Source organism: Synechocystis sp. FACHB-383, from assembly GCF_014698605.1.
Taxonomy (GTDB): Bacteria; Cyanobacteriota; Cyanobacteriia; order Cyanobacteriales; family Microcystaceae; genus Synechocystis; species Synechocystis salina.
Genome location: NZ_JACJTJ010000012.1, coordinates 51,288 through 71,540, shown reverse-complemented (window position 1 = coordinate 71,540; position 20,253 = coordinate 51,288). Strand labels below are relative to the sequence as shown.

18 protein-coding genes and 2 pseudogenes are annotated in these 20,253 nt (G+C 48.5%); 12 read left to right on the top strand and 8 right to left on the bottom strand.

Annotated elements, in window-relative coordinates; genetic code table 11:
* The 4 genes and pseudogenes from H6G45_RS19395 to H6G45_RS02270 all read right to left on the bottom strand — a co-directional run.
* A pseudogene (locus tag H6G45_RS19395) lies at window positions 1–100 on the bottom strand (IS630 family transposase); the annotation flags it as partial.
* A gap of 556 nt (window positions 101–656) precedes the next feature.
* On the bottom strand, window positions 657–1,610 hold the full coding sequence (locus tag H6G45_RS02280) for a PRC-barrel domain-containing protein (RefSeq protein WP_190596196.1): 954 nt from the start codon (window positions 1,608–1,610) through the stop codon (window positions 657–659).
* Window positions 1,611–1,831: 221 nt separating this feature from the next.
* Window positions 1,832–2,260 (bottom strand): urease accessory protein UreE, encoded by a 429-nt coding sequence (locus H6G45_RS02275; RefSeq protein WP_190596194.1) that lies wholly within the window; start codon window positions 2,258–2,260, stop codon window positions 1,832–1,834.
* A 151-nt stretch (window positions 2,261–2,411) separates the two neighbouring features.
* A complete protein-coding gene (locus H6G45_RS02270; RefSeq protein ID WP_190596193.1) occupies window positions 2,412–2,888 on the bottom strand; it encodes a DUF4168 domain-containing protein in 477 nt (158 codons plus the stop codon).
* Window positions 2,889–3,035: 147 nt separating this feature from the next.
* On the opposite strand from H6G45_RS02270, the gene rsmH reads away from it, so the two are divergent.
* Window positions 3,036–3,938, top strand: coding sequence for a 16S rRNA (cytosine(1402)-N(4))-methyltransferase RsmH (gene rsmH / locus H6G45_RS02265; RefSeq protein WP_190596191.1), 903 nt, complete (start codon window positions 3,036–3,038; stop codon window positions 3,936–3,938).
* A 107-nt stretch (window positions 3,939–4,045) separates the two neighbouring features.
* Here rsmH and H6G45_RS02260 read toward each other — a convergent pair whose 3' ends face one another.
* Window positions 4,046–4,690: a Uma2 family endonuclease gene (locus H6G45_RS02260; RefSeq protein WP_190596189.1), complete on the bottom strand. Its 645-nt coding sequence runs from the start codon at window positions 4,688–4,690 to the stop codon at window positions 4,046–4,048.
* A gap of 45 nt (window positions 4,691–4,735) precedes the next feature.
* A complete protein-coding gene (ctpC, locus tag H6G45_RS02255; RefSeq protein ID WP_190596187.1) occupies window positions 4,736–6,007 on the bottom strand; it encodes a carboxyl-terminal processing protease CtpC in 1,272 nt (423 codons plus the stop codon).
* 114 nt (window positions 6,008–6,121) lie between these two features.
* Here ctpC and H6G45_RS02250 point away from each other — a divergent pair, with 114 nt between their 5' ends.
* The 3 genes from H6G45_RS02250 (at window position 6,122) to H6G45_RS02240 (ending at window position 8,901) form a co-directional block, all read left to right on the top strand.
* Window positions 6,122–6,931, top strand: coding sequence for a cell division protein FtsQ/DivIB (locus tag H6G45_RS02250; RefSeq protein ID WP_190596185.1), 810 nt, complete (start codon window positions 6,122–6,124; stop codon window positions 6,929–6,931).
* A 248-nt stretch (window positions 6,932–7,179) separates the two neighbouring features.
* Window positions 7,180–8,472, top strand: coding sequence for a cell division protein FtsZ (gene ftsZ / locus H6G45_RS02245; RefSeq protein WP_190596183.1), 1,293 nt, complete (start codon window positions 7,180–7,182; stop codon window positions 8,470–8,472).
* Between the two features lie 156 nt (window positions 8,473–8,628).
* A complete protein-coding gene (locus H6G45_RS02240; RefSeq protein ID WP_190596205.1) occupies window positions 8,629–8,901 on the top strand; it encodes an RlpA-like double-psi beta-barrel domain-containing protein in 273 nt (90 codons plus the stop codon).
* Here the strand turns inward: H6G45_RS02240 and H6G45_RS02235 are convergent.
* Window positions 8,898–9,542, bottom strand: coding sequence for a histidine phosphatase family protein (locus H6G45_RS02235; protein WP_190596181.1), 645 nt, complete (start codon window positions 9,540–9,542; stop codon window positions 8,898–8,900). The genes H6G45_RS02240 and H6G45_RS02235 overlap by 4 nt on opposite strands.
* A gap of 188 nt (window positions 9,543–9,730) precedes the next feature.
* Here H6G45_RS02235 and H6G45_RS02230 point away from each other — a divergent pair, with 188 nt between their 5' ends.
* From H6G45_RS02230 to H6G45_RS02200, 7 genes and pseudogenes are all read left to right on the top strand, one after another.
* Window positions 9,731–10,780: an anthranilate phosphoribosyltransferase family protein gene (locus H6G45_RS02230; RefSeq protein ID WP_190596179.1), complete on the top strand. Its 1,050-nt coding sequence runs from the start codon at window positions 9,731–9,733 to the stop codon at window positions 10,778–10,780.
* A 135-nt stretch (window positions 10,781–10,915) separates the two neighbouring features.
* Complete coding sequence (locus tag H6G45_RS02225) at window positions 10,916–12,256, top strand: CmpA/NrtA family ABC transporter substrate-binding protein (protein WP_190596177.1); 1,341 nt, start codon at window positions 10,916–10,918, stop codon at window positions 12,254–12,256.
* A gap of 93 nt (window positions 12,257–12,349) precedes the next feature.
* Window positions 12,350–13,177, top strand: a complete 828-nt coding sequence (gene ntrB / locus H6G45_RS02220) for a nitrate ABC transporter permease (protein WP_190596175.1) — start codon at window positions 12,350–12,352, stop codon at window positions 13,175–13,177.
* Between the two features lie 73 nt (window positions 13,178–13,250).
* Window positions 13,251–15,263 (top strand): nitrate ABC transporter ATP-binding protein, encoded by a 2,013-nt coding sequence (locus H6G45_RS02215; RefSeq protein ID WP_190596173.1) that lies wholly within the window; start codon window positions 13,251–13,253, stop codon window positions 15,261–15,263.
* A 79-nt stretch (window positions 15,264–15,342) separates the two neighbouring features.
* Window positions 15,343–16,170, top strand: a pseudogene (locus H6G45_RS02210) (nitrate ABC transporter ATP-binding protein); the annotation flags it as partial.
* Between the two features lie 263 nt (window positions 16,171–16,433).
* Complete coding sequence (locus tag H6G45_RS02205; RefSeq protein WP_190596171.1) at window positions 16,434–16,703, top strand: DUF1830 domain-containing protein; 270 nt, start codon at window positions 16,434–16,436, stop codon at window positions 16,701–16,703.
* A 217-nt stretch (window positions 16,704–16,920) separates the two neighbouring features.
* Entirely contained in the window at window positions 16,921–19,071 is a 2,151-nt protein-coding gene (locus H6G45_RS02200) for a nitrate reductase (RefSeq protein WP_190596169.1), read from the top strand.
* A gap of 140 nt (window positions 19,072–19,211) precedes the next feature.
* On the opposite strand, the gene H6G45_RS02195 is transcribed toward H6G45_RS02200, so the two are convergent.
* On the bottom strand, window positions 19,212–19,652 hold the full coding sequence (locus H6G45_RS02195) for a DUF29 domain-containing protein (protein WP_199309527.1): 441 nt from the start codon (window positions 19,650–19,652) through the stop codon (window positions 19,212–19,214).
* A gap of 67 nt (window positions 19,653–19,719) precedes the next feature.
* Here H6G45_RS02195 and H6G45_RS02190 point away from each other — a divergent pair, with 67 nt between their 5' ends.
* Window positions 19,720–20,208 (top strand): nitrate reductase associated protein, encoded by a 489-nt coding sequence (locus tag H6G45_RS02190; RefSeq protein ID WP_190596165.1) that lies wholly within the window; start codon window positions 19,720–19,722, stop codon window positions 20,206–20,208.
* Window positions 20,209–20,253 lie beyond the last annotated feature (45 nt).

The window sequence follows — 20,253 nt, the reverse complement described above, 5'->3', positions numbered from 1 at the left end:
GACTAATGTTCAGTGTTCGGCAGACATGGCTTTTCTTCTCTCCTTTTTCTACTGCACTTACCGCTTTCTCTCTTAGATCTATACTGTAGGGGGCTGGCATCGCTTTTTTCCTAACTCTTTCCCTATATTATGTCCTAACCTTAGCAATCTTTGCTATACAAGGTAAATGACCAAAATACAAACGCTCATACCCATTTTGCCGGCAAATGTTGCAGACGTAGCGGTAGAACTGCCAGGGAGAAAGAAGGGTTGTCCGTGCAAGGATATCGAGCTCGGTAGGGTCACAGGGCGAAATTAAAGGGTTAGAGGCAGAGGATTGAAAACGCTTCCAGAGGGTGGGAGTCAATGTAGTCGTTCAAGCGCAAAGATACTGGGGTTAATATTTAACATGAGTTCGGGTTAAGCCGATCCTTAGAAGTATTGCTCTGACTGCAATGGAGGTTTTTCGCCAGCTACACTGGGAAATTTGGGGCTTCAGGACCTCAAAAAAATCACTTGTGAGGATGCAAAAACACAAATCACGAGTCTGATGTCATTCCCGAATGTATTGATCTATAGAGCTTGTAGCCTATTGTCAGTCATCTTTCTTATCCCGAACTCACGTTACTTACAATACGAATGACCGAACAAAGGCGCAAAACTAGTTAAATCAGAGACTATTCTTCGTAATATTCAGGCATTTTTTCCCGACGGGTTTCCGGAATATTCACTCGGGGAGGACTGTAGGGGGCAGCAGCCTCATCGTCGTCCCAGACATCGCCAGCCACTTCATCTTCGTAGCCATAGTCCGGTTCTGAAGCGGAGGAACGAGGAACCGCCTCTCCCCAGTTGTCCACTTCATAGTCATCTTCGTATTCCGGCTCTGGATAGCGCAGGGGGGCCACTTCCCGACGGGGAGGAGGGGCAGGGCGACTATCTTGCCAATCGTCTTCGTTCCAACGTTCTTCCAATACGGGTTCCGGTTGTCGGACTTGTACCGGTGGCCGCACAGGAATGCCACTGCCCAGTTGGTTTTCGGGACGGGTGGTGGGAGGATAATACAAATCTTCTTCCATGCGCTCCCAGGAGGGTCGGCCAATACCAAGCCGTTCTAGCAAACCTACACTGAGTTGATTTAATCTTTCCTCTGCTCCTTCAAAAACGATCAAACGGTTAGGACCACTACTTACCACTTCGTCAATGGATAGCTCGTAAGTGCTGATCAATTGCTCAGGAATCTGGGGTAGTCCCAGGGAAGCAATGATAATAGATGAAACCTTACCCGTGGCGAGGTCAAACTGAAAATCCCTTACCCGACCCAGGGGTTCCCCCGTTTCAGTCACCACTTCGCTATTGACCAAAGGGGAATAGAGATCCACTTCCACTAGTTCAAAAACGTCATCGTTTTCCACCAAGACCACGTCCCCGGTTTGGACAATGCTGTTCAAATAGAGATATTGGGGCATGCCCGTCAGGGATAAAAAGTTGTCCCGCAGCCCTAGGGCGACAATTTCTCGCTGATCGACATCGACTAGCACTTCTTTGACTACCCCAAGTTTTTTGCCACTACTGCGGGTAATAACTTCGGTGTTAATAAATTCGTTTCTAAGACGGATGTTATCAATTGTCATTTTGGTTTGGCGATCGCCGTGGTCAGAGGGAAAAAACTGGAGCTGGAAGGTTTAGGGGTCGCTTAATCAGGTTACCGAAAGCATGGAAAACAGCAGAAGAAAAAGTCAACGGGATGTTGTTGCCAGTCAGTTTACTTTACTTCATGAAAACATTGTAGCGAATGGCTTGATTTTCTTGGGCAAAATTGCTAAGAGCCCGTGGGCCAAGTGATAATTTTCCCCTAATGATGGTGGAAAGCACCCCGTTCTGGAAAAAATGGTGCGGTTATTTCCTCCACATTGACTCCTAAACCCCGGAGCATATCAGCCAAGACCGGATCCGGGGCCAATCTTAAATAATCTAAGTTCACTTCCAGGGGCACATGGCGATTACCCAAATGATAGGCGGCCTTCAAGAGAGTAAGGCGATCGCCGCTGGTGACATGGAGGAGGGGTTCTGCCGCTGCCAGAATGGCCAGGGTTTCTCCGGTGGGGGAACCGAGGCAATCCCCTGGATGCAAAAAACTGCCTCGAGGTAACTGGATAAATAGGGCAGGAAAGCCTGGTTTATCAAAACGATAACGGGTGCGACCCCGTTCCTCGGCGGTGAGGGGGATTTCCCAGGTGGTGGCGTCAGGGACTTTTTCTAGGCGACGATCAAAAATCACCATGGCGGCTTAAATCAGAATTTACAGGACTTAAGTGAAATTGGCGGCAATTTATGGGCAAATTTACGCTTTTTCCCCGACTAGAGCCTAAAATTGACTAGTTGATCACCGATTTTAGCTAATCTAAACAACTAACCAAAGTTTGACCCCGGCATTAACGGCGGAGATTAATAATTGCCCTTTGAATTTGGGCTTTAAGGTTGGCATTATTCCTGGCCGCTTCGGTGATGCGATTAAATTCCCCCGGTTTGAGGCCACTTTCTTCGGCAATTTGTTTGGAACGATTGCAGAAATTGACGGCGATCGCCTGGGCATTGCGGGGTAACTTACGGATGCTGTCCCGATTAGTGCAGGTAAGTTGGGGCGGAACCCGGCCAATGAGGGTTTGAATTTCCTCGAAGGCCTTTTTTCGTTCTACTTCGATCGCCAACACCGCCTTTGCATAGTGATTAATGCTATCGGGGGAAAATTCCTGGGAATAGGCTGACCAACGAAAGACGAGGGCAGTTGGTTGCCAACTCACCTCCGGCACCATTCCCCCGAACACACCGAGGAAAGCGAGAGTATTGGCAATAAAAAGTCGACTCAGAACACCGTTCAAGCCGCTTAAGGGACGTGAGCTAATAACCATGCGCCTAGTCGCTTTCGGGTGAATAGGATGACAAAATTCTAATGGTTTGCATTTCCTGTTTGAATTACTTTGCCGGGGATAAGTTCCGTGGGGGCTGGTACCCTGGGAGAGCGGGATCTTGCGGGGGCTCAAAGGAAAGCCAAATCCATGGAAGGAATTAATTTAGAAAAGACTGTTACAGAAGGCTTTCACCACATTAGCGTTTTGCCCACGGCCCTGGTGGAAGGATTGGCGCCAAAGCCCGGAGGCCATTACCTTGATGCCACCGTGGGAGCTGGGGGCCACAGTGAAAAGTTGCTCAAATTAGGCGTTCCCCTCTCCTTGACCATGATCGACCGGGACACCCAGGCGATCGCCGCTGCCGTACAACGTTTGGAACCCCTAGTTACGGATCGAGAGGGCATAACAATTAACACTTGGCACGGAAACTTTGCTGATTTTCCCGGGCGACCAGACCAATTTGACGGCATCATTGCAGATTTAGGTGTCAGCTCTCCCCAACTTGACCAAGGCGATCGGGGCTTTAGTTTTCGCCAAACTGCCCCTTTGGATATGCGCATGGATCAAAGCCAAGATCTCACCGCCGCTGAAATTATTAACCATTGGTCCGAAAAGGATCTAGCCCGTATTTTCTATGAATACGGCGAAGAACGGCTTTCCCGACGTATTGCTCGGCAGATTGTGGAACAGCGACCCTTTCAAACCACTACCGACTTGGCCGAGGCGATCGCCCGTTGGGTACCGGGGAAATATCGCCATGGCCGTATCCATCCCGCCACCAGAACTTTCCAGGGTTTACGCATTGCCGTCAACAATGAATTGGATTCCCTGGAAACATTCATTGCCCAGGCTCCCAATTGGCTCAAAACCGGCGGAAAGTTAGGCATAATTAGTTTCCACAGTTTGGAAGACCGCATTGTCAAACACCGTTTTCGGGAAGCGGAAAATCTGCGGGTGTTGACCAAAAAGCCCATTATTCCCGAGGAAGAAGAACAAAGGGAAAATCCCCGGGCTCGCTCCGCCAAATTACGCTGGGCAGAAAAAATTTAAGGTATTGGGGAAAATCAAATTAAGATTACCGATGCTCTCCGCCGGTTGTGCATTTCCACATCAGATGGTCTTAGTGGAATTTGACATCTTCCAACCTAAAGACTGATTCACAGAGTAGAAGGATCAATGCCCAATTCCCGCAATTTGGCAAAAGCCCGGTCCCTTTCTTCAAAAAGGGTCTCCGGATCTTTAAATGGCTCCCCATCGGGAAAAAAAAGTTTCAAACCATCGGCAAACATCTCAAAACGAACTCCCAAGATAGGGGAAGTCCAGGGAAAATTGAGGGGGGTAATGGTTTCAAATTCCGCATCTGCATGGGAACGCACTTGGCCCCAAAAGTCGTGGGACTCTGGATCGTAAAAGAAAAGTTCTAATACCCCGTAGCGCCGATAAAAAGTTTGTTTGTGGAGCATTTCCCTGGCACTGTTGCTCTCAGAAAGAATTTCAAACACCACTTGGGGGGCAACATTGTCCTCTTCCCATTGTTTGTAACTGCGTCTTTCGCCGTCAGGCCGCCCCAGAACTACCATGGCATCGGGAGCCTGACAGGGCGCGGGGGGGGCAGTGACTTGTTCAGGATACCAAAGTAAATCCCCGGCCACAAAAACCGTTTGCCCCTGAAATAGATGCTTGAGATTGGTCACCAAACGGACAATCCAATGGTACTGCAGAGTATTATCAGCCATGGGTTTACCGTCGGATTCCGGATATAAATCGGGAAAGTCGAGGGGAACCAGGGGAAGTTGAACCATAGACTTCTGCCAGGTGGAATTTCACGAGCTTATTATTCAGCCTACTTACTTAGAAGCGGTTTTGTTGACCTGTTGCATCAACACTTCATAGGCTTTGGCAAATTGCGGGTCTTCTAGGGTACCCACCTTTTCCCGGTTTTGCTGTAGCTCTTTGCGCTGGGCGTCGGTTAGTTCCACTTCCACATCGGGGTCAATGCCATGTTTATTAATGTCCCGGCCGTTGGGAGTCAAATATTTGGCGATCGTCACTGCCATACCCGAGCCATCCCCTAGTTCTCGCACCGATTGCACCAGCCCCTTACCGAAGGTTTTTGTGCCCACAATGACCGCCCGTTGATTGTCCTGTAGCGCTCCGGAGACGATTTCACTGGCACTGGCGGAACCACCATCCACTAACACCACCAAGGGACGGTTACTCAACTGCCGTTTATTCGCACTTTGTTGTTCCACTTCCCCTCGGCGATCGACAGTGGAGACAATACCTCCCTCATCCAGCCAAATGCGGGCGATGTCCACACTGGAGTAGAGTAAGCCCCCTGGATTGGAACGGAGGTCGAAAATGTAACCGATTACATTGTCTTTCTCCAACTTTTGCACCGCTTGACGCATTTCTTCTGAGGCTTGGGCGCTGAACTGATTTAAACGGATATAACCCACCTTGGCACCATTAATGTTTTCTACTTGGGCCCGTACTGGGTGAATTTCGATCAAAGTCCGGGTTAGGGGATATTCAATTGCCTGGCCTTCCCGTTCAATGGTGAGGACCACACTAGTGCCTGGTTTACCCCGGATCAATTTAACCGCGTCGTCCACTTCCATGCCATCAGTGGATTTACCATCAATTTTGGTAATTACATCTTTAGAGAGAATGCCAGCGTTGTAGGCAGGGGTATCTTCAATGGGCGCCACCACCACAATTTTCTTCGTATCCTGGTCTTGGGTAATCTGAATCCCTACCCCGGTTAATTCCCCGGAAGTATCGATGCGCATCGACTGGAATTCATCGGGGGACATGAAGCGAGTATAGGGATCGTTCAGCTTCTCCAGCATTTCCCGGATAGCTGTGTAGGCTTCTTCTTGGTTGTTGTATTCCCGCTTGAGATAATCTTGGCGAACAGCTACCCAATCCTCACCGTTGAAAGTACCATCTACATAGGTGCGGTTGACAATCTGCCAAACTTCGTCCACCAACTCCTTCGGGTTGTCCTGCAAGTAACCCTGGGAGCGGGCCAATCGCAACCCAATTCCAGTCACCGCTACCGTTGTGAGTAACAGAGCTGTAGTTCCCAAAATCAGACTGCGCTTTTGTTTAAACATGGGATATGCCGGACAGTTGGTGAAGATTGATTAAGAAAATAAACTCTGGGGAAGTCCTTAGAGTCCTTGATTCCTAGGTTATAACATTTCAGTGATGATGGTTATTGAACTCCCATGACGGATTTAGTTGTGTCTGACTCCCTGAAAAATCGCCGGGAACAACTGATGTGGCAGAGGCGTTGGAGACGTCTACGGTCCTGTTGGCAGTTTGTTTGTGTGTGTGGTTTGACCGGGGGCATGATCTGGGTAATGAGCTGGCCCGAATGGTCCATTCGCTCCGATCGCCAAGTGGAATTTGTGGGCAATAAACTAGTTGGACGGGAAACGTTATATAAAAATCTAGACCTTGCATACCCCCAGGCGATTTGGCAACTTTCCACCCAGGCCTTAGGAGATGAATTGAGCAAAAATCCAGCCCTCCTCAGAGTAGAAGTGACAAGGCAGTTGTTTCCGGCCCAGGTAAATGTGGCGGTACAGGAACGACAACCCGTGGCGATCGCCGTGGCAGATCAAGGTCTGGGCTATTTAGACGAGGAGGGAAATTATATTCCGGCCAACCTCTACGGCCAGGCTATCAGAAAAACTTTGCCCCAAACCCCACAGTTTTTGGGCTATGGTCCCCAATACCGCAGTTTTTGGCAGACCCATCAAATCCAGATTAAAAAGTCCCCTGTCAATATTCGGATTATTAATGGCAACAACCCCAGTAACATCAGTTTGACGACGGATTTGGGGTTGGTTTTCCTCGGTTCCGACCTTTCTCGCTTCGAGCAACAGGTGCAGGTTTTAGAAAAAATGCAGAATTTACCCAGTCGGGTGCCCAAGGAGCGTTTACTATTTATTGATCTAACTAATCCAGACAGTCCCAGTATCCAACTTCGTCCCCAAGCCCCCAAGGAAAAAGCCGCCGTCAACAAGCCTTAACATTTCTACTCTCCACCTTAGTCATTCTCCCTAGGCATGGGAAAAAAGCTCAGATTCACATTGACAAATTTGCTCAATATGCCTAGTGTAGGGACGATAGACCGCTGGGATTTGTGCTTGGGCGAGGGGGTCTCTGTCGTCGTAAAAAGGCTTCAATACCCTGCTGCCTCGGAAGCCTTGTTCTCCCTGTGGTTACTTTTGCGCTTTAAGAATTGCCCATTTTGATCCCCTAATACTTCCCCCCTGCAATGACGCTCAATAATGATTTACCTCTAAACAACATAGGTTTTACCGGTAGTGGTCTCGATGATGGGACGGAGGGGTTAGATGACTTATTTTCGTCCTCCATCGTTGAAAATGAACCGTTGGAGGCTGTGGTAGAAGCGCCCGCTTTTGCCAGCCCTAGTCCTGGCCTAAAAAGGGATCAGATTGTGCCTAGTAACATTGCCAAAATTAAAGTGATCGGAGTTGGGGGAGGCGGTTGCAATGCCGTCAACCGTATGATTGCCAGTGGGGTGACAGGCATTGACTTTTGGGCAATTAATACCGATTCCCAGGCCTTAACCAATACAACAGCCCCGGATCGAATTCAGATTGGCCAGAAACTCACCCGCGGTTTGGGGGCCGGTGGTAATCCGGCGATCGGGCAAAAAGCGGCGGAGGAATCCCGAGATGAAATTGCCCGTTCCCTTGAAGGCACGGATTTAGTCTTTATCACCGCAGGCATGGGCGGCGGCACTGGGACTGGGGCGGCCCCCATTGTGGCGGAAGTCGCTAAGGAAATGGGCTGTTTGACGGTGGGCATTGTCACCCGTCCTTTTACCTTTGAAGGCCGACGGCGGGCGAAACAGGCGGAGGAAGGTATTAGTGCTCTCCAGTCCCGGGTTGATACCCTGATTGTGATTCCCAATAACCAACTGCTGTCAGTTATCCCTGCCGAAACTCCTCTCCAGGAAGCTTTCCGGGTGGCTGACGACATTCTCCGCCAGGGGGTACAGGGCATTTCAGACATCATCATCATCCCAGGTTTGGTGAATGTGGACTTTGCTGACGTGCGGGCTGTGATGGCCGATGCGGGCTCAGCGTTAATGGGCATTGGGGTGGGCTCTGGTAAATCCAGGGCTAAGGAAGCGGCCACTGCCGCCATCTCTTCTCCTCTGTTGGAATCTTCCATCCAGGGAGCCAAAGGGGTGGTATTTAATGTCACCGGTGGGACGGATTTGACCCTCCACGAAGTCAATGTTGCCGCAGAGATTATCTATGAAGTGGTGGATGCCGATGCCAATATTATCTTTGGGGCGGTGATTGACGATCGCCTGCAAGGAGAAATGAGAATTACCGTCATTGCCACGGGCTTCAATGGCGAAAAAGAAAAACCCCAGACAAAAACCGCCAGTAAAAACACCATCAGTGGCCCACCGGCCGGAGTAGAGAAGGTGGAATCAACAACGGCTCCGGAAGATCCCCTAGGGGAAATCCCCATGGCCCCCGAGTTAGATATTCCTGATTTTCTCCAAAAGCGACGTTTTCCCCGCCGTTAGGTTCCCCCAAATTGCTGGTTGGAGCCACCTAATTTGACCAAGGAAGTTTCCTGGGCTACACTGTTAACCTCGAATTGTTGTTTCAAGCTAAAGAGGTTGATTGATTTGCGCTTTTTGTTTGCTAGCCTACTAATTCCCTTGGTATTGCCCTTGCCAGTGCTGGCCCAATCCGCCACTTTCTATGGCAATCAATTTGTAGGGCGGAAGATGGCCAACGGCCAGGTCTACAACCACGGTCGCATGGTGGCGGCCCATCCCAGTCTGCCCCTAGGCACCAGAGTTAGGGTGACCAATCGTCGCACGGGAAAATCGGTCGTAGTGACGGTGAGTGACCGTTGCAATTGCTCCATCGACCTCAGTCGTGCGGCATTTCAACAAATTGCTAACCCGCGCAAAGGCCGGGTTCCCGTGAGCATTACCCGTCTCTAGGTGCTGGGTAAACTGCGCAAATAGGGGCTAAGGTGGGAGCGTTCCGCAATACAGTGAAATAGCGGTCCCCGGGAGGATAATTCCACCACGCTCAGTCCGGTGACGGGCATGGCAAAACGGTCTCGGTAACGACCCACATCGATGCCCAATAGGCAGCACAGTAGGATGCGGATGGTAGCTTTGTGGGAAACCAACAACACATTGCCGTCCTCGAAGCGGTCCTCAATCTCCTCTAGCACTCTAGTGCTCCTGCGGGCGATGTCAATGCCCCTTTCCCCTCCAGGGGGAGAGTTCCAAGCTGGATCGGTGAGCCATTGCATATAAAGGTCGTGGTCCCTTTGGTAGACCTCGTCCGGGTGGAGTCCTTCCCATTCCCCATAGGCCACTTCCCTTAGGCCAGGGCGAATTTGCATTTCAATGCCCAGGCGATCGCACAGGGGTTTGGCTGTTTGTCGGGCCCGCTGCAAGGGACTGACATAGACTGCCTGCCAAGGGTGTTGGGCGTAGGCCTCGGCAAATTCCTTGGCCATTAAAACTCCTTCTGGGGTCAAGCCGGGGTCATTTTCCGGGGTACCGCAATAGCCTCCGGTGGCGCTGTAGGCGGTTTGTGCGTGGCGCAGAAAATAAAGTTTGAGGGCCATGGGCGAGTTGAAAAGCAGCAACATTACAGAGGAGGGGGCTTAGACCTGTCCCCCTTCATTGTACGTAAATACTCTGTTTTTTCGCGTCCACAAGTTGATTGGTAGCCAAAATCACCTTTGTTCCCTAGCCAAAAAGTTATAAAAAATCTTTGCGAAGCCATACTTAAACTGCCCATTTTTGCGGAACTATGAGCAAGGAATTTCGAGAGCTGTTGAGAAAAGTGGGTAGTGGTCCCCATACCAGCAAAAATTTGACTCGAGGGGAGGCTTGTCGAGCTCTGGAGCTGATGCTAAGTCAGGAAGCGACTCCGGCCCAGATCGGCGCTTTTTTGATTGCCCATCGCATTAAACGCCCCACCGGCACTGAATTGGCAGGGATGTTGGATGCCTTTGAGCAATGGGGACCAAAAATTCCAGCCCTGAGCTCCGGGCAAACGGTGGTTGTGCTCAGTCAACCCTACGATGGTCGAGATCGTACCTGCCCCTTGGGACCCCTCACAGCTCTAGTGTTGGCAACGGCGGGTTGTCCCGTCATTCAACATGGCGGTGATCGAATGCCCACCAAGGAGGGAATTCCCCTGGTGGAGTTATGGCAAGGCCTAGGAATAGATTGGCGATCGCCATCCTTGGCGGCCATGCAGGATATTTTGGAAAAAACCAATGTGGGCTTTGTTTATCTGCCCAAATATTTTCCCGAGGCCCAGAAGTTAGTCATTTACCGGGAAGAAATTGGCAAACGACCCCCTTTGGCAACCCTGGAGTTAATTTGGGTTCCCTATGCCGGTAAACACCATGTGGTGGCGGGGTTTGTCCATCCCCCAACGGAAAATATGATTGCCGAGGCTCTCAGCCAGCGGGGCGTCCCGGCGTTCACCACGGTTAAAGGGTTGGAAGGGAGTTGTGATTTGCCCCAGGAGCGCACTGCCATTATTGGTCTGTACGACTTAACCAAAGCTGAAGATTCCCTCACCCGTTTGCGGCTCCACGCCGCTGATTTTGGTCTAGGGGGAAAAAATCCAGTCTGGACTGATTTGGCCGATTATCTTGAGTTGGCCCGGGCTACTTTGAGCGGGGAACAAACCCCCCTGCGGCCAGCTTTAATTTGGAACAGTGCTTTTTACCTCTGGCAACATACAGACGCCCCCAATCTGGAAACGGCGATCGCCACAGCGGAAAAGCTCATTGATGACGGTCTAGTTAAACAACAATGGCATCGGCTGCAGTTATATGCAAAATAAGCCAGCAAAAATGCATTAACCGCATGAAATTTAATTATTAGTTACAAACTATACAAATATTTACAAGGAAAAAATCCAGTCTAGGAATGTGATCGTCAGCAGTTGCCCTTTCTGGCTTTAGTTATTGCCTAAACTATGAGTAATTTTTCCCGAAGCACCCGTCGTAAGTTCATGTTCACCGCAGGGGCTGCCGCCATTGGAGGAGTGGTTCTCCATGGTTGTACTTCCCCCACCACCACATCCACAGGGACTGGGTCCGGGTCCGGCACGGATCAAGCCATTAGTCCCTTGGTTGAAGGGGAAAATGCCCCGGAAGTAACCACCGCCAAATTGGGCTTTATTGCCCTAACCGATGCGGCTCCTTTGATTATTGCCAAGGAAAAGGGCTTTTATGCCAAATATGGCATGCCTGACGTGGAAGTGCTGAAGCAAGCGTCCTGGGGCACCACCAGGGATAACCTCGTATTGGGGTCCGCCAGTGGCGGTATTGATGGGGCCCATATTCTCACCCCCATGCCTTACCTAATTACCATGGGCACTGTGACCGACGGGAAGCCAACCCCGATGTACATCTTGGCCCGCTTGAATGTCAATGGCCAAGGCATTCAGTTGGGCAATAATTACAAAGATTTGAAAGTAGGTACCGATGCTTCTCCCCTTAAAGAAGCCTTTGCCAAAGTAACAGATCCCAAGGTAGCCATGACCTTTCCTGGCGGCACCCACGACATGTGGATTCGCTATTGGTTAGCCGCTGGAGGCATTGAGCCCGGTAAGGAAGTTTCCACCATTGTGGTTCCACCAGCCCAGATGGTAGCTAACGTTAAGGTCAATGCGATGGAAGCGTTTTGCGTTGGGGAACCTTGGCCGTTGCAAACGGTGAACCAAGGGGTGGGCTATCAAGCATTAACCACCGGTCAACTGTGGAAAAATCATCCAGAGAAAGCATTTGGCATGCGGGCCGATTGGGTGGATCAGAACCCCAAAGCAGCCAAAGCCCTATTAATGGCGGTAATGGAAGCTCAACAATGGTGTGACCAGGCGGAAAATAAAGAAGAAATGTGTCAGATTTTGTCAAAACGGGAATGGTTTAAGGTGCCCTTTGATGACATCATTGACCGTTCCAAAGGAGTGTACAACTTTGGGGATGGGGAGACGGTTTTCGATGACCCAGATTTAATGCAGAAATATTGGAATGACAATGCTTCCTATCCCTATAAAAGCCATGACCAATGGTTTTTAACGGAAAACATTCGTTGGGGCTATTTGCCGGCCAGTACAGACACGAAAGCCATTGTGGATAAGGTCAATCGCGAAGATCTATGGCGAGAAGCGGCCCAGGCCATTGGAGTGCCAGCGGATCAAATTCCCACCAGTCCTTCCCGGGGGGTGGAAACTTTCTTTGACGGCATAACCTTCGATCCGGAAAATCCCCAGGCTTATCTGGACAGTTTGAAAATTAAGACCATCAAAAGTTAGTGCTTAGCTGTGGCGCTCTAGGTTAGCCCCCTGGGCTAATCTTTCCCTTGCTCTGATTACTCCAGTTCATTTCATCACTATCAGGTAAAAATTATGGCTAGTTCCACCGCTGGGCTCCGTCCCCGCCGTAAAAAAAATCCCCTCAGTTTCATCTACGCCCCTAAAGTTATCCGCCCTGCCGTGGCGATCGCCGTTTTGTTGGTGGTTTGGCAAATTCTCTGCTCCGGGGAAGGCTCTAACTTACCTAGTCCCGTGCAGGTACTGGAACAGACCTATCCCTTGATTCTCAATCCCTTTTTTGACAATGGCGGCACCGATAAAGGTTTGGGTATCCAAATTTTTGCCAGTCTAACCAGGGTGGCCGTGGGCTTTAGTGCGGCGGCGGTGGTGGGCATTGCCCTGGGCATTTTAATTGGCAGTAGCAAATTTATGTACGATGCGCTAGACCCAATTTTTCAGGTCTTAAGGACTATTCCCCCCTTGGCTTGGTTGCCCATTGCCTTGGCGGCGTTGCAGGAGGCGGAACCTTCAGCCATTTTCGTTATTTTTATTACGGCAATTTGGCCCATTGTCATCAACACCACGGTGGGGGCCCAGCAAGTGCCCCAGGATTACCGCAATGTTTCCCGGGTTCTAAAGCTTTCTAAAAGCCAATATTTTTTCAATATTCTATTTCCGGCGGCAGTGCCCTATATCTTCACTGGCCTACGCATTGGCATCGGTCTTTCCTGGTTGGCGATCGTCGCTGCAGAAATGCTGATTGGTGGTGTAGGTATTGGCTTTTTTATCTGGGATGCCTATAACAGTTCCCTGATCAGTGAAATCATTATTGCCTTAATTTATGTGGGTATTGTCGGTTTATTGCTAGATCGTTTTATCGCTTTTCTGGAAAGTTTGGTGGTACCGGCGGAGCAAAAATAACCAACATCTATAGGCCGGCCATTTTCCCTAGGTATTACTTCTCCATTTTTGATTTGTCACCCCCGGACTAACTATGATGCCCTTTATTGAAATTGATCATGTTGATCGTATTTTTCCCCTCCCCGACGGGGGACGTTACATTGCCCTCAAAAACATTGAGCTAAAAATTAATCAAGGGGAATTTATTTCCTTGATTGGTCACTCTGGTTGCGGCAAATCTACCCTGTTGAACATGATCTCTGGGCTAGATAAGCCTACGTTTGGCGGGGTCATCATGGAGGGGAAAGAAATCACTGAGCCTGGTCCTGAACGGATGGTGGTTTTTCAAAATTATTCCCTGTTGCCCTGGTTGACGGTGCGGCAAAATATCGCCCTGGCCGTGAATCGAGTGCTGCGGAATTTGCCCAAGCCAGAACAAGAAAAAATTATTGACGACAACATTGCCTTGGTGGGGTTGCAACGGGCGGCCCATAAACGGCCAGGGGAACTATCCGGGGGTATGAAACAACGGGTGGCGATCGCCAGGGCCTTGGCTACTCGACCAAAAGTCCTACTGCTGGATGAACCCTTTGGGGCCTTGGATGCCTTGACCCGGGGAAATTTGCAAGAGCGGCTTATGGAAATTGTCCAGGAAAGCGGCGTGACCTGCATTATGGTGACCCATGACGTGGATGAAGCCCTGTTATTGTCAGACCGGGTGGTGATGTTAACCACGGGGCCCGAAGCTCACATTGGCCAAGTTTTAGAGGTGCCCATTCCCCGGCCCCGTCACCGCTTGGAAGTGGTCAACCATCCCAGTTACTACGCCCTGCGGGGGGAAATCGTCTATTTCCTCAATCAACAAAAACGGGCCAAAAAGGTTGGGGCCGTCAGTCAGTTTGCCGGAGCCATGAGTGGCAATGGTTTGGAAAAAATCAACCTCAATTTGGGTTTCATTGCCCTGAGCGATTGTGCACCGTTGGTAATTGCCAAAGAAAAAGGTTTCTTCCAAAAGCATGGATTAGATCAGGTTAACCTGGTGAAGGAACCTAGTTGGCAGGCGATCGCCGATGGCATTCGGGAAAGACGCCTAGATGGTGCTCCCATGGTGGCCGGTATGCCCCTGGCCCTCACCCTAGGCATGGGAGGAAAAACCCCTCTACCAATGATCACGGCCCTAGTGATGGGGCGCAACGGCAATGCCATTACCCTGGGGAAAAAGTTTGCCGAAGCGGGTGTTAAAAATCTAGAAGATTTAAAGACTAAACTGACAGAAACTCCCGATCAAGTATCCACCTTGGGCATGGTTCATCCGGCTTCCATGCAGAATCTTTTACTGCGCTATTGGTTAGCCTCCGGGGGGATAGATCCTGACCAGGATGTTAATTTAATCCGCCTACCGCCTCCCCAAATGGTAGCCAATTTAAAAGCAGGAAACATTGATGGTTTTGCTGTGGGGGAACCGTGGAACTCCTACGCTGTTAAGGAAGATTTAGGTTATGTCATCGCCACCGATTTGGATATCTGGGATGGCCATGCAGAGAAAGTTTTGGGAGTGCGGGAAGAATGGGTCAATAAATATCCTGCAACCCATTTGGCCCTAGTGAAAGCCCTGCTAGAAGCCTGTGAATATTGTGACGATCGCCGTCATCGTCGGGAAATAGTTGATTATCTGGCCCAGCCTCAGTACCTGGGGGTAGCAGCGGAATATATCAGCCCCGGCTTCATTGATGCCTATGACAAAGGTAACGAGACTGAGCCGGAAATGTTACTGCAATTTAACCAATTCTACGTTCAACAATCCAACTATCCTTCCCGTAGTGAAGGGCTCTGGATTCTAACCCAACTAGCCCGTTGGGGATACATTGATTTTCCGAAAAATTGGCTAGAGATTATCGAGCGGGTGCGGCGGCCCGACCTATTTGGGGAAGCTTGCCGCCAATTGGGCTGGCCCGATTTGGAAGGAGACCACCACAATGTTAACTTGTTTGATGGCATGGTTTTCACCCCCAATGATCCCGTTGGTTACATCAAACGCTTTACCATCCACCGGGATATTCGAGTGGCAGAAATAATGATCGATCCAGTGGACTCCCCTAGTAAATAGTTCGTTGCTTAATTATTTTCAGTGATTTTTGTTTTAACGATTTACTGATCTTTAACTATCCACTATTGCCCCCATGACTATGCAAACAATGAATGCCAATGACCCCACCCTAACCCAAGAAAAGACTGCTTTTTTAGCCATTGAAAATGTTAGTAAAGTCTATCCCACTGCCCAGGGATCCTATACGGTATTAGATGGGGTCAACCTAGAGGTCAAACAGGGGGAATTTATCTGTGTAATTGGCCATTCTGGCTGTGGTAAATCTACCCTTTTGAATATGGTTTCTGGGTTTAATCAACCCACGGGTGGCACTGTTAAGCTGAAAAATCAGTTAATTACTGCCCCTGGTCCAGACCGGATGATGGTTTTCCAAAATTATTGTTTACTACCTTGGAAATCTGCCTATGATAATGTTTCCCTCGCGGTGGAATCGGTTTATCCAGACAAATCCAAAACAGAAAAAGAAGAATTGGTTGCCCACTACCTTGAAATGGTGGGTTTGACAGAAGCCGCCCAAAAGAAGCCTGGTCAAATTTCCGGGGGGATGAAGCAACGGGTGGCGATCGCCAGAGCTTTAGCTATTTCTCCAGAGGTTTTGATTTTAGATGAACCCTTTGGGGCGTTGGATGCTATCACCAAAGAAGAACTACAGGAAGAATTATTAAAAATCTGGCGAGAAAATAATCTAACTGTGTTGATGATTACCCACGACATTGATGAGGCCTTATTTCTAGCCGATCGCCTAGTGATGATGACCAATGGTCCCGCCGCTAAAATTGGTGAAATCCTGGATATTCCCTTTGACCGGCCCCGTAACCGCAGTCAGATTACCGATGATCCCAAATATTATCAACTGCGGAATTATGCCCTGGATTTTCTTTACCATCGCTATGCCCATGATGATGACGATGACCTCAAAGAAGATAAACCCAATGCCGGTTTGTTGCTCAAAAAGGTTATGGCTGGAGCCCTAGGACTGGCGGCGATCGCCTTGGTGGGCATTGGCTTGGTACAAACCTTTGGTCCCAGGGTCAATAGTGGCCCTACCCCTACAGTGGAATCTTCCGAAAACTAATTAACCCACCTAAATTATCTCAAGTTTTACCTAGTTTACCTAGTGCTTATTGCTCCTCTGCTTAGGCCCAAGGTTCACAATTAGCACCGAAGACAATGGCAACCATCAACGACTCTAATAACTCCCTCACCCCGGCCGTGCATACTTCCAAAGACGGCAATGATCAACTTTGTTACTATCGCAATAGTGGCAATAAGTTACAACAAATAATTATTGATGGCACCTGGAAAAAAGAAAAACTAATTTTTCCTGGAGAACAATTATTGTTTTGGGCCCAGCCCCAGGATCAATTAACTGTTAAGATTTTCCAATCTGATCAAGTGCTGGTTGATTCCATTACCTGCGACCGTCTTTTGGTGCACTGATGCAGAGCTGTTAAGCTTGACTAACTTGGATGCCTTTGGCCAACTTTTAATCTATCCTCTTGGCCTTCCCACTCAAGCTCCGATTGGGGTGGGTAGACTGTGAACTTTTCTGCCCTCAGCGGTGAGTTCTCTGCAACCAGTCTAAAAACGGGGAATTTTGGGGGCTCTTCAAACCTATTTTTATTTACATTTATCTCAATTAACTGTTGATACTTTAATGGATGCTTTAGCCATTCTTCCCCCCACCAGAACCCTTTGTCCTTACTGCGGGGTTGGCTGTGGCTTGGAAGCCGTTGCTAGTCCCCAGAAATCAACGGTTCAGTCCCACAATAGCTATAAAATAAGAGGCGATCGCCAACATCCTTCTAGCCAAGGCATGGTCTGTGTCAAAGGGGCTACGGTAATGGAGTCGATGGATAAACAGCGCTTACTTTACCCCATGTTTCGGTCAAGTTTAGACCAGCCTCTGCAAAGGATTAGTTGGGAAAAGGCTCTGGAAATTATCGTCGATAAAATTCAGCAGGTTAAGCAGACTTTGGGTGTGAGTGGCTTATGCATGTATGCCTCTGGGCAAATGCAAACAGAGGACTACTATATCGCCCAGAAGTTATTTAAAGGTTGTTTGGGTACTAATAATTTCGACACCAACTCCCGTCTTTGCATGTCTTCAGCGGTCTCAGCCTATGGTTTGAGCTTTGGTTCCGATGGCCCTCCCTGTTGTTATGAAGATTTAGAATTAACCGATTGCGCTTTTTTAATTGGCACCAATACCGCCGATTGCCATCCCATTATTTTTAATCGTTTACGCAAACATCATAAACAAAATCCCCACGTCAAATTAATTGTGGTGGACCCCCGTTGTACTGCCACCGCCGAAGTGGCTGATTTGCATTTAGCGATCAATCCAGGCACTGATATTTCTTTGCTCCATGGCATCGCTTATTTACTAAAAAAGTGGAATTTAATTGACCAGGAATTCATTGATAATCATACCCAAGATTTTGAGCAGTATTGTCAAGTTATTAGCCATTATCCCCCGGACAAAGTTACCCAAATTTGCGGTATTAGTTTGGAACAATTGGAAACCGCTGCTCGCTATTGGGGCAATGCCAGAACAGTGCTTTCCCTTTGGTCCATGGGTCTAAATCAATCATCCCAAGGCACCGCTAAAGGTCGTTGTTTAATTAATCTCCATTTACTTACTGGTCAGATTGGCAAACCAGGCAGTGGGCCTTTTTCCCTCACTGGCCAACCCAACGCCATGGGAGGTCGGGAAGCTGGGGGACTATCACATTTATTGCCTGGTTACCGTTCCATTCAAAATGCCCAACATCGCCAAGAAGTGGAACAACTCTGGCAAATTCCCCTCGGCCGCATTGATGCTCAGCCTGGTTTGTCGGCCTGGGAAATGTTTATGGCACTGGAAAATCAACAGGTTGGTTTGCTATGGATTGTGGCCACCAACCCAGTTGTCAGTATGCCAGATTTAGAAAGAGTTAAAAATGCCCTGCGGCGATCGACCTTTACAATCCACCAAGATGCATATTTCCCCACTGAAACGGCGGCATATGCCCATTTAGTCCTGCCAGCGGCTCAATGGAGCGAAAAAACGGGTACAATGACCAATTCAGAACGGAGAGTTACCCTTTCTCCTGCGTTCCGTTCTCCCCCAGGGGAAGCCAGACCTGACTGGGAAATTTTTGCTGAAGTGGGGCGTAGACTAGGTTTTGAAGAGCAGTTTAACTTTTCCGATTCAGCGGCTGTCCATTCAGAATATGTGCAATTAACCGCCGGTAGATTGTGTGACCAATCGGGCATTAGTTACGGCGCTTTGGAAAGATTTGGCCCCCTACAATGGCCCTGCCCTAGTGCTGAGCATGAAAAGGAAGTCTCAAGTCCCAAAAGACTATACACGGACCATAAATTTTGCACAGAAACTGGTCGGGCGAACTTTTGCTTAGACCACAGTCAAGGATTAGCTGAACCGGTCGATCCTGACTATCCTTTTGTCCTCACCAACGGTCGTCTTTATGGTCATTGGCACACCCAGACCCGTACTGGCCACATTGAGAAAATCAAAAAAATGCATCCCAAACCCATATTGGAAATGCATCCTAGGGACGCAGAAAAATTGGGCATTAAAAGCCAAGATCTAGTGGCGATTAAGTCTCGGCGGGGTTCCGCTCAGCTAGAAGTTTTAGTTACTAAGGCCATTGCCCCTGGTACGGTTTTTATGCCCATGCACTGGGGCTTCTTATGGCAAGATAACGCAGAGGTTAATAGTTTGACCCATCCCATTGCTTGCCCCATTTCTAAACAGCCGGAACTGAAAGCCTGTGCTGTTAATGTGACGCCGATTTATCGTTAGTTGAGGTCGAACCTCTGCAAGATAATCTGCTGTCAAGTGTTCCAATGGAGCATTTTATTTTACAATCTTACACAACTTCATTTTAATCTAAGTTAAATTAACTAATAAATTTAGCTTTTTAACCATAACCTAAAGATTGATCAGTTATCGGGGTAAAAATCTAAGTTTAAAATTTGGTCAGGAACGTATGGACATTGTTGGGGAAATATTTCTTCTGGCAAGTTAGTTTCTCCCATGGCTAGATCTCTACCATTGTCATAAGCATCTAGTATGGTCTCTAATAAATGGGCTTTTAAGCTAGGATTTTCCTTAATCAACTTTAAAATATCCCGTCGTTGTACCCGAATTGTTGCCAGCCAACTACGACTTCTTTGTTCCGATTGATATTGCCATTTGAGGAGGTGACCAAGCAAAATTGCTAGACGGCTTCTTAATTCCTGACGTTGTTGTCTCCCCAAACTCTCTATTTCCTCGATCAAATTTTCAACATCTAGTTTATGCCATTGCTGGTTACTTAGTATTTCAGTTTGTTCTTTTGTCCAGGCATAAAAATCGCTGTGATAAGTACTGGGGGAAGACATTGAATTATATCCTTGCTCAACATCAAATGTTAACATTATAGGCTAAATTAATTTAACTGCAACAACAATGTTTTTTCAATTTGAAACTGATTTTGTCGACTCCCTCCGCTGTATTCCCATGGTTGTCCGCTATAAACTAGACACCTGTGGTGTTAAATTAAAACTAAGTCATTGGCATCAACTGAGTTTGGACCAAAGGCAGTATTTAACCGAAGCTAGCTGTGAAACAACGGCAGAAGTTAGCCAATATGGTGAAAAGTTGCAAAACTGGGTGACGGAATTAACTGGTCAGCCGGCTTCTACATTGTCAGTCCCGGCCTTACCCGAATGGTTAAATGCTGATCAAATTCCAGTTCAGATATTAACGGAGTTAGGTAATAAGTTACCCTCTCTAGCATCTCCCAGCATAACCCTGAGTCAATGGCAAAGTCTCACTCCTTTACAAAGATTTGCGCTGATTAAACTAAGTAGAACTGGGCACGAAAATCGTAACTTCCTACCGGCAATCAAAGAGTTTGGTCTTATGCCAAGTCAAGAAAAAGTTACAATTAGTTAATTTGCTTCTCATTAAGTTAGTTAAGATCAACTAGTGCGTATTGAG

What these genes read in the sequence shown, in the direction of transcription:
- H6G45_RS02215 (WP_190596173.1), top strand. Translation starts at nt 13,251, where the DNA reads ATGATGCCCTTTATTGAAATTGATCATGTTGATCGTATTTTTCCCCTC.
- H6G45_RS02250 (WP_190596185.1), top strand. Translation starts at nt 6,122, where the DNA reads ATGACGGATTTAGTTGTGTCTGACTCCCTGAAAAATCGCCGGGAACAA.
- ftsZ (WP_190596183.1), top strand. Translation starts at nt 7,180, where the DNA reads ATGACGCTCAATAATGATTTACCTCTAAACAACATAGGTTTTACCGGT.
- ctpC (WP_190596187.1), bottom strand. Translation starts at nt 6,007, where the DNA reads ATGTTTAAACAAAAGCGCAGTCTGATTTTGGGAACTACAGCTCTGTTA.
- H6G45_RS02260 (WP_190596189.1), bottom strand. Translation starts at nt 4,690, where the DNA reads ATGGTTCAACTTCCCCTGGTTCCCCTCGACTTTCCCGATTTATATCCG.
- H6G45_RS02200 (WP_190596169.1), top strand. Translation starts at nt 16,921, where the DNA reads ATGGATGCTTTAGCCATTCTTCCCCCCACCAGAACCCTTTGTCCTTAC.
- H6G45_RS02195 (WP_199309527.1), bottom strand. Translation starts at nt 19,652, where the DNA reads ATGTCTTCCCCCAGTACTTATCACAGCGATTTTTATGCCTGGACAAAA.
- H6G45_RS02235 (WP_190596181.1), bottom strand. Translation starts at nt 9,542, where the DNA reads ATGGCCCTCAAACTTTATTTTCTGCGCCACGCACAAACCGCCTACAGC.
- H6G45_RS02230 (WP_190596179.1), top strand. Translation starts at nt 9,731, where the DNA reads ATGAGCAAGGAATTTCGAGAGCTGTTGAGAAAAGTGGGTAGTGGTCCC.
- ntrB (WP_190596175.1), top strand. Translation starts at nt 12,350, where the DNA reads ATGGCTAGTTCCACCGCTGGGCTCCGTCCCCGCCGTAAAAAAAATCCC.
- H6G45_RS02205 (WP_190596171.1), top strand. Translation starts at nt 16,434, where the DNA reads ATGGCAACCATCAACGACTCTAATAACTCCCTCACCCCGGCCGTGCAT.
- H6G45_RS02270 (WP_190596193.1), bottom strand. Translation starts at nt 2,888, where the DNA reads ATGGTTATTAGCTCACGTCCCTTAAGCGGCTTGAACGGTGTTCTGAGT.
- H6G45_RS02275 (WP_190596194.1), bottom strand. Translation starts at nt 2,260, where the DNA reads ATGGTGATTTTTGATCGTCGCCTAGAAAAAGTCCCTGACGCCACCACC.
- H6G45_RS02225 (WP_190596177.1), top strand. Translation starts at nt 10,916, where the DNA reads ATGAGTAATTTTTCCCGAAGCACCCGTCGTAAGTTCATGTTCACCGCA.
- rsmH (WP_190596191.1), top strand. Translation starts at nt 3,036, where the DNA reads ATGGAAGGAATTAATTTAGAAAAGACTGTTACAGAAGGCTTTCACCAC.
- H6G45_RS02280 (WP_190596196.1), bottom strand. Translation starts at nt 1,610, where the DNA reads ATGACAATTGATAACATCCGTCTTAGAAACGAATTTATTAACACCGAA.
- H6G45_RS02190 (WP_190596165.1), top strand. Translation starts at nt 19,720, where the DNA reads ATGTTTTTTCAATTTGAAACTGATTTTGTCGACTCCCTCCGCTGTATT.